The sequence below is a fragment of the Anaeromyxobacter sp. PSR-1 genome (assembly GCF_000964525.1).
Taxonomy (GTDB): domain Bacteria; phylum Myxococcota; class Myxococcia; order Myxococcales; family Anaeromyxobacteraceae; genus Anaeromyxobacter.
In genome coordinates this window covers 1-7,932 of sequence record NZ_BAZG01000199.1, presented here as the reverse complement: position 1 = coordinate 7,932, position 7,932 = coordinate 1, and the positions used below count along the sequence as shown (strand labels likewise).

Genomic DNA, 7,932 nt, shown 5'->3' with positions numbered 1-7,932 from the left:
CGCGCCGGATGACCTCCAGCATGGGCGCGTGCAGCGCCGGCGCCGCGGCCAGGATGTCGCCGGTCTCCAGCATCCGGTCGCCGCCCTCCAGGTCGGTGACGAGGGCCCCGGCCTCGCGCGCGATCAGGATCCCCGGCGCCACGTCCCACGGCTTGAGCCGCTCCTCCCAGAAGCCGTCGAAGCGCCCCGCCGCCACGTAGGCGAGGTCGAGCGCCGCGCTCCCGAGCCGGCGCACGCCCCGGGCGCGCCGCACGAACGCGCCGAACAGCCTGAGCGGCCGCTCGTGGCGCTGGTGCACGTCGTACGGGAAGCCGGTGACGAGCAGCGCCTGCACCAGCTCGCCCCGCGCGGACGCCCGCAGCGGCGCGCCGTTCAGGTGCGCCCCGCCGCCGCGGGCCCCGGTGAACAGCTCGTCGCGCAGCGGATCGTAGGTCGCGCCGGCGGCGATCCCGGCGCCGTCGAGCGCGGCCACGTTCACCGCGAACTGCGGCAGCCCGTGCGCGTAGTTGGTGGTCCCGTCGAGCGGGTCCACCACGAAGCGGAGCCCGGCCTCGCCGCCCCCGCCGCCGCTCGCGCCCGACTCCTCCGCCAGGATCCCGGCCCCGGGGAAGCGGCCGCGCAGGAAGCCCAGCACCGCCGCCTCGCTCGCCCGGTCCGCGTCGGTGACGAGGTCGATCTCGCCCTTCAGCTCCACCGAGCGCGCCTGGCCCCACCGCTCCCGCAGCACCGCCCCGCCGCGCCGCGCCGCCTCGGCGCAGGCCTCCCGCAGCTCCGTCGCCTCGCTCATCCGCCCCGGCTCCTTTCCGCCCGCGGAGGATAGCCCGCCCCGCCCCGCCCCGCAGCGGCGGCGCGCGCGCTCGGACGGAGCGCCCGGCCCGCTCGCTTGGTAGAATGACCGGATGCTCAAGGCGCTCGCCGTGCTCCGGACGATCTTCCTCCTCGGCCTGGTGGTGTACGTGGTCGCCTGGGCGATGCCCTGGTCCACCTACGTCGCCGATCCGATCGAGGTGCAGTACCGCCACTGCTCCGCCAGCCTGAGCCGCATGAGCGGCGCCGTCTGGATCGCGATCGGCTGGCTCGCGTTCGAGACCATCGTGGGCTGGATGATGTCCGCCTGGTCCGGCCGCAAGAAGGGCGCCCCCCGCGTGCCCCCGCCGGCCAGCAGCGAGCCGCCGTTCGCGCCGCCGCCGCGCGGGTGACCCCGGCGCCGCGCAATGCGCCCGCGCGCCCTCCTGTACCGGCTCCGCTCCTGGTTCTACCGCCGGGACGTGACGCTCTGGTACGACCCGCGCTACCGGCTGCCGCTCTCCGGCCTGGAGTCCGGCGCCGGCGTGGAGCCGCGCCGCGCCGACTTCGTGGCCTGGTGGCTGGCCGAGTGCGGCGCCGTGCCGCGCCCCCGGCGGCGCGCGCCGCGGCGGATCTCGTTCGAGGACCTGGCGCGCGTCCACGGCGCGGAGCTGCTCGAGTCGCTGGGCCACGCCGAGACGCTGGCGCGGGTGTTCGCGGTGGACCCGTCCGACGTCCCGGTGGACGAGGTGATGACCACGGTCCGGCTGGCCTGCGGCGGCACGCTGGGCGCGGCGCGCGAGACGCTCCGCACCCGCGCCCCGGCGCTCAACCTGCTGGGCGGCTTCCACCACGCGTTCCCCGGCGCGGCCGGCGGCTTCTGCCCGCTCAACGACGTCGCCGTCGCCGTCGCCGCGCTCCGCGCCGAGGGGTTCACGGGCCGCGTGGCGGTGCTCGACCTCGACGCGCACCCGCCCGACGGCATCGCCGCCTGCCTGGCGCAGGATCCCGATCACTGGATCGGCTCCATCTCCGGGTCGGACTGGGGGCCGCTCGAGGGCGTGGACGAGACGGTGCTGCCGCCCGGCAGCGGCGACGCCGCCTACATCGAGGCGCTCGGCGCGCTGCTCTCGCGGATGCCCCGGCCGCAGCTCGCGTTCGTGCTGGCGGGCGGCGACGTGCTGGCCGGCGATCGCTTCGGCCAGCTCGGGCTCTCCCTCGACGGCGTGCGCGAGCGCGACCTGCTCGTCGCCGCCGAGCTGGACTTCGTGCCCAGCGTGTGGCTGGCGGCGGGCGGCTACTCGCGGCGCTCCTGGCGCGCGCTGGCCGGCACCGGCATGGCCGTCGCGGCGGGCTCGCTCGCGCCCATCCCGGACGAGTACGACCCGCTCTCCGCCCGCTTCGAGCTGGTCTCGCAGCGGATCCTGCCCGGCGACCTGGGCGACACCGGCGACATCACCGCCGAGGACCTCGAGGAGGCCCTCGGCATGCGGCCGCGCCGCCAGCGGCTGCTGCTCGGCTTCTACACCGCCTCCGGCATCGAGCACGCGCTGTTCCGCTACGGCGTGCTGGAGCAGCTCGAGCGGATGGGCTACCGGCAGTTCCGGGTCGGGTTCGACTCCGCCGGCCTGGGCGAGCGGGTGCGGCTCCACGGCGAGGCGGAGGGGCAGGAGCACCTGCTCGTCGAGCTGATCCTGGAGCGGCGGCACGTGCTCGGGGTCGAGGTGCTGTTCGTCCACTGGCTCTCGCTGCGCAACCCGCGGGCGCAGTTCAGCGACCGGCGGCCGCGGCTGCCCGGCCAGGAGGTGCCGGGGCTCGGGCTGGCGCGCGAGGCCGGGTCGATGCTGGCGCGCATGGCCATCCGCCTCGGGCTGGGCGGGGTCGCCTTCCGGCCGGCGCACTTCCACACCGCCTACGCCGCCCGGCACGCGTTCGCGTTCATCGACCCGGAGCGGCAGGGACGCTTCGAGGCCCTGGTCCGGGACCTCGCGGCGGTGCCGCTGCTCGAGGCGACGCGCGCGGTCTCCGACGGGCGCGTGCTCCTCGACGGGCGGCCCTACGCGTGGGAGGCGGACGAGATGGCGTACTGGCTGCGCGAGTCGCCGTCCGAGCCCGGGGAGGTGGAGCGCGAGCGCGAGCGGGTGCGGTTCACGCTGCTGCCCGAGGCGCCCCGGGCGGCGGTCAAGGCGCCGGCTCCGCCAGGAGCTGCCTGACCTCGTCGTCCAGCTTCTCGCCCTCGGCGCGGTCGTAGCCGCGATGCACGTGGCGCACCACCCCGCGCCGGTCGATCACGAGCGTCGTGGGCAGCCGCTGGACGTCGAGCCGCTCGCCGAGGGCGGTCCCGCCCGGATCCCAGAGGATCTGGAACGCGACCGGGGCGGGCGCCAGGAACGCCTCCACCGCGGCCCGGTCCTCGTCGAACGCCACGCCGGTGACCCGCAGCCCCTCGCCGCGGTGGTCCCGCGCCAGCCGGTCGAGGTGCGGCAGCTGTTCCTTGCAGGGCTCGCACCAGCTCGCCCAGAAGTCCACCACCTGGACCAGCCCGCGCCCGGCGGCGCCGCCCACCTGGACCTCCCGGCCGGCGAGATCCGGGGCCGAGAACGAGATCTCCGCGCCGACCAGGCGCGACGGCCCCGGCGGCGGGCGCGGGATCGGGCGCTGCTGCGGGCGCGGGGCGGCGCACGCGGCGGCGAGCGCGAGCAGGGCGGCGGCGAGCGGGGGGCGGCGCATCCCCCGATTGTAAGCGCGACCCCGGCGGCCCGCCCGCAACCGCCGCGCGGGCCGTGAACGCGTCCTTGCGCTCCGCGGCGGTTCACGCAAGGTGACCGCCCGCCCCGGGCCCGGATCCCAGGTGGGAGCGTGCCTCCCGCTTACGCGTGATCTAGCGCAAGATTGCGCACGCCTGCCTGTGCGATCTTCCGCGCCGACCCGGGCGGCGGACACCGCGCCGCCGGGTGAATCATGACCCGCCGTCGAGTGAGATCCTGATGCGCACTCCGAGACACATCGTCGCCGCCGTGGCGCTGCTCGCCGCCTCCGGCGCCGGCGCCGACACGGTCGAGGTCACCTCGACCACCCTCGTCTCCGCCGGCCAGCAGGCCCGCGACCGCCGCCTGGGCCAGGAGCCCGACCTCGTCACCGTGGTGCCCGCCTACGAGATCGTCAGCATCACGGCGCGGGACATCCGCACCTCGATCGCCGACGACCTGCAGCTCCAGCTCTCGGGCTGGGGCTCCTACGACTTCGACAGCCTCCGCTGGGACAACGGCACCAGCGAGTCCCTCACCGGCGACCTGATGAGCGCCCAGGTGCAGGCGAGGTTCCTCGACCGGCGCCTCACGCTGCGGCTGGGCCGCGAGCACGTCATGAGCGGCGTCGCGCGCATGATCCAGATCGACGGCGGCGAGGCCATCCTGGTGCTGCCCGGCGGCTTCCGGCTGTCCGGCTACGTCGGCTCGCCGGTGGCGCAGCGGTTCGCGTCCCGCACCGGCCTGAAGAGCTGGAACCCGGCCGGCGGCGACTTCGCCTACGGCGGCCGGGTGGGCTGGTCGCTGGCGATCCCCGGCCACGCCGGGCGCGGCCTGGACGTGGGCGCGTCGGCGAACGTGGTCGAGGACGCGGGCGACCCGGTCCGCCAGGAGGTGGGCGCGGACTTCCGCCTGCAGCCGCTCCAGACCGTGTCCTTCACCGGCTTCGGCGCGTTCAGCGTGTACGACGAGCGCTTCAGCGAGGCGAGCGTGGCGGCGCGCTGGAAGCCGGTGCACCGGCTGGAGGTCACCGCCGACTGGCGGTTCCTGGCGCCGGACCTGCTCCTGGCCCGGAACTCGATCCTGTCGGTGTTCTCCGCCTCCACGCGCAAGGAGTACGGCGTGGGCCTGGACTACGAGGTCGGGCACGGCTTCTCGGTGGGCGGCGACTACCACCTGTCGGTGGAGCCGGGCGAGACCGCCGAGGACAACAGCTACCTCGGCCAGGACCTGGTGGTGCGCGCCGACTGGACCCGCGGCGCCACCGAGGCGGGCGGCGAGATCACCTACCTCGACGCGCTCGAGAACGGCTACTGGGCCGGGCGGCTCTACGGCAAGCAGGGCTTCGGCAAGGTGTTCGCCGCGGCCGACGTGATGAGCTACTTCTTCAAGGAGGACGTGAACGGCGAGTCCTTCGCCGTCACCGGCTCCCTCAGCGGCGGCATCGAGCTGGCCCGCGGCTTCAGCGCGGTGCTGGCGGGGCGCGCCGGCGTCACCCCGTTCATGGAACAGACCTACGACGTCATGGCGAAGCTCGTCTACAACCAGACCTACACGGTGCGGGAGGTGCGGTGATGAACCGGATCGTCCCGGTGATCGCGGCCGCGCTGCTGGCGGCCTGCGGCGCGAAGAGCAGCAAGACGGTGACCGCGGCGGCGGCGGAGCAGCCGGCCGTCGAGTTCACGCACGAGGCGCACATCATGGCCGACGTGGCCTGCCTCGACTGCCACTCCGGCATCGACAAGGCCACCCGCCTCGAGCCCAAGCGCCACGTGAGCGTGAGCTGCTCGGACTGCCACGACGACGCGCGCGGCCAGGTGAAGGTGCCCGAGCGGGTGAAGGAGGTCCGGTTCACCTTCTCGCACCAGGATCACCTGGCGAAGGTGAAGGACTGCAAGACCTGCCACCAGGCGCTCCCCGAGCCCGGCGACAAGGAGATCAAGGCGCCGCCCATGGCCGCCTGCACCTCCTGCCACAACCACCAGATGGACTTCGCGCAGGCGAAGTGCACGCCCTGCCACACCGACCTGAAGGGCTTCGTGCCCGAGTCGGCGTTCGCGCACACGGGCGACTGGCTCCGGACGCACGGCAACTACTCGCGGACCAGCGCGCAGAGCTGCGCGGCCTGCCACGACCAGACCTACTGCGCCACCTGCCACGCGTCGCAGACCACGCCGGCCCTCCCCTCCTCGATCTTCCCGGAGGAGGTGAAGCGCGACTTCATCCACCGCGGCGACTACGTCTCGCGCCACATGATCGAGGCGGGCGCGAACCCGTCGAGCTGCCGCCGCTGCCACGGCAGCCCGTTCTGCGACTCCTGCCACACGCAGCAGAACCTGACCATGAAGTCGCTCACGCCGTTCCCGGTGCACCCGGCCGGCTGGGCCAACGACAAGGCCAGCGGCCACTTCCACGGCGACGCGGCCCGGCGCGACATCACCTCCTGCGCCGGCTGCCACGACAACGGCGCCTCGGCGGTGTGCGTCGCCTGCCACCAGGTCGGCGGCCTCGCGGCGAAGAGCCCGCACCCGAAGTCGTTCGCGCGCAAGCACGACGCCGGCGATCGCCGGTCGAACGCGATGTGCGCGGCCTGCCACCACGGGGCGTAGCCCCGGGCAGCAGGACGAAGCTCGAGGGCCCGGTCGCGCGAGCGGCCGGGCCCTTTCCTTTGCAGGGGGCGCCCCGGAACCCGCTCGCGGTGAGCCTGTCGAACCGCGAGCGTGCCCGGCGCGCCGCTCAGCGCCCTAGCCGCGCGAGCAGCTTGCCCCAGATGCCGCCGAAGGCGCCGTTCGACATGGCCACCGCCACGTCGCCGGGGCGCGCGCCGGCCCCCATGGCCTCGACCATGGGATCCACCGCGTCGAACACGCGCGCGGGCAGCCCGTGCGCCGCGAGCGCGCGCACCACCGCGTCCACGTCCAGGCGCTCCGCCTCGGGCACGCGGTCGGTCGGGGCCGGGCGCAGGACGAACACCTCGGCCGCGCCGGACCAGGTGGCCGGGTCGGAGTAGTCGGCCTGGTGCAGGTTGCGCCGGCTGGTGTTGGAGCGCGGCTCGAACGCGGCCAGCACTCGGGCGCCGGGGAAGCTCCCGCGCACCGCCGCCAGCGTCTTCCTCACCGCGCGCGGGTGGTGCGCGAAGTCGTCGATCACCGTCACCCCGCCCGCCGTGCCGCGCACCTCCTGCCGGCGCCGCACGCCGTGGAACGCGCCCAGTCCGGCCGCGATCTCGGCGGGGGAGAGCCCGAGCGCGGTGGCCGCGGCGGCGACCCCCAGCGCGTTCTCCACGTTGTGCGCCCCGCCCACCGGCAGGTGGACGTCGGCGAGCGCCGCGCCCTGGCGCACCAGCGTGAACCGCGCGCCGTCCGGCCCGAGCGACAGGCCGCGCGCCTCCCAGTCGGCGCCGGGGACGTCCACGCCGTAGGTCTCGACGCGGCACCGCGCCCGCGCGGAGATGCGCCGGACGCTCTGGTACGCGGCGCAGGCGGCCAGGAAGCCGTCCGGCGGGAGCAGGTCGGCGAACCGCTCGAACGCCGACTCGTAGTGCGCCTCGTCGCGGTAGATGTCGGCGTGGTCCAGCTCGCAGCTCGTGAAGATGGCGGTGCGCGGCCGGTAGTGGAGGAACTTCGGCCCCTTGTCGAAGTAGGCGGTGTCGTACTCGTCGCCCTCGACCACGAAGTGCGGGCCGCTCCCCAGGCGGAAGTTCGAGTCGAAGTCGCGCGTCACGCCGCCCACCAGGAACGACGGATCCCGTCCGGCGTGGTGCAGCACGAAGCCCATCATCGCGGAGGTGGTGGTCTTGCCGTGCGTGCCCACCACCACCACGCCGTGCCGCGGGCCGATGAACAGCTCGCCCAGGGCCGCCGGGAACGAGACGTGCGGCAGGCCCCGCTCGCGCACCGCCGCCGCCTCCGGGTTCACCGAGCGCACCACGTTGCCCACCACCACCAGGTCGGGCCGGGCGCGGTCGAGGTTCGCGGCGTCGTAGGGCGTCATCGCCTCGATGCCCCAGCGCTCGAGCTGGGTGGACATGGGCGGGTAGACGTTCTCGTCCGAGCCGGTGACCTGGTAGCCGGCGGCCTTCAGCATGCCGGCGAACGAGCCCATGCCCGTGCCGGCCACGCCGATGAGGTGGATGCGCTTCACGCTCTTCCAGTCGATCACGTTCGCTCCGGTGCCGCTCCGGCGGGCGCGCGCGGGCGCGGGCGCGGCGGCGAGATGCAGGGCCTACCCGATCCCCAGCGCCTCCGCCACCGCGTCGTGGAAGCGCTGCCGGAAGGCGCGGATCCGCGGCCGGTCGCTCTCGCCGGCGGGGTGGACGTGGTTGGTGAGCAGCGCGCACACCAGGCGGGCGTCGCGGTCGATCCAGAGCGAGGTCCCGGTGAACCCGAGGTGGCCGAGC

7 protein-coding genes are annotated in these 7,932 nt (G+C 75.0%); 4 read left to right on the top strand and 3 right to left on the bottom strand.

Annotated elements, in window-relative coordinates; translation table 11 throughout:
• Window positions 1-787 (bottom strand): inositol monophosphatase family protein (locus tag PSR1_RS19960; RefSeq protein WP_059439158.1); only part of this gene is annotated, 787 nt, incomplete at its 3' end.
• A gap of 112 nt (window positions 788-899) precedes the next feature.
• Between PSR1_RS19960 and PSR1_RS19955 the strand changes: the two genes are divergently transcribed.
• The gene (locus PSR1_RS19955; protein WP_059439157.1) at window positions 900-1,199 is read left to right on the top strand and encodes a hypothetical protein; all 300 of its coding nucleotides are present in this window, start codon (window positions 900-902) and stop codon (window positions 1,197-1,199) included.
• Between the two features lie 15 nt (window positions 1,200-1,214).
• Entirely contained in the window at window positions 1,215-2,999 is a 1,785-nt protein-coding gene (locus PSR1_RS19950; protein WP_059439156.1) for a histone deacetylase, read from the top strand.
• Here the strand turns inward: PSR1_RS19950 and PSR1_RS19945 are convergent.
• Window positions 2,968-3,516, bottom strand: a complete 549-nt coding sequence (locus tag PSR1_RS19945; RefSeq protein WP_059439155.1) for a TlpA disulfide reductase family protein — start codon at window positions 3,514-3,516, stop codon at window positions 2,968-2,970. The genes PSR1_RS19950 and PSR1_RS19945 overlap by 32 nt on opposite strands.
• 257 nt (window positions 3,517-3,773) lie before the next feature.
• On the opposite strand from PSR1_RS19945, the gene PSR1_RS19940 reads away from it, so the two are divergent.
• Window positions 3,774-5,108, top strand: coding sequence for a hypothetical protein (locus PSR1_RS19940; RefSeq protein ID WP_059439154.1), 1,335 nt, complete (start codon window positions 3,774-3,776; stop codon window positions 5,106-5,108).
• Window positions 5,108-6,142, top strand: coding sequence for a cytochrome c3 family protein (locus PSR1_RS19935; protein ID WP_059439153.1), 1,035 nt, complete (start codon window positions 5,108-5,110; stop codon window positions 6,140-6,142). The genes PSR1_RS19940 and PSR1_RS19935 overlap by 1 nt, the downstream gene beginning before the upstream one ends.
• Before the next feature lie 127 nt (window positions 6,143-6,269).
• Here PSR1_RS19935 and mpl read toward each other — a convergent pair whose 3' ends face one another.
• Window positions 6,270-7,694 (bottom strand): UDP-N-acetylmuramate:L-alanyl-gamma-D-glutamyl-meso-diaminopimelate ligase, encoded by a 1,425-nt coding sequence (gene mpl, locus PSR1_RS19930; RefSeq protein ID WP_059439152.1) that lies wholly within the window; start codon window positions 7,692-7,694, stop codon window positions 6,270-6,272.
• Between the last annotated feature and the right edge of the window lie 238 nt (window positions 7,695-7,932).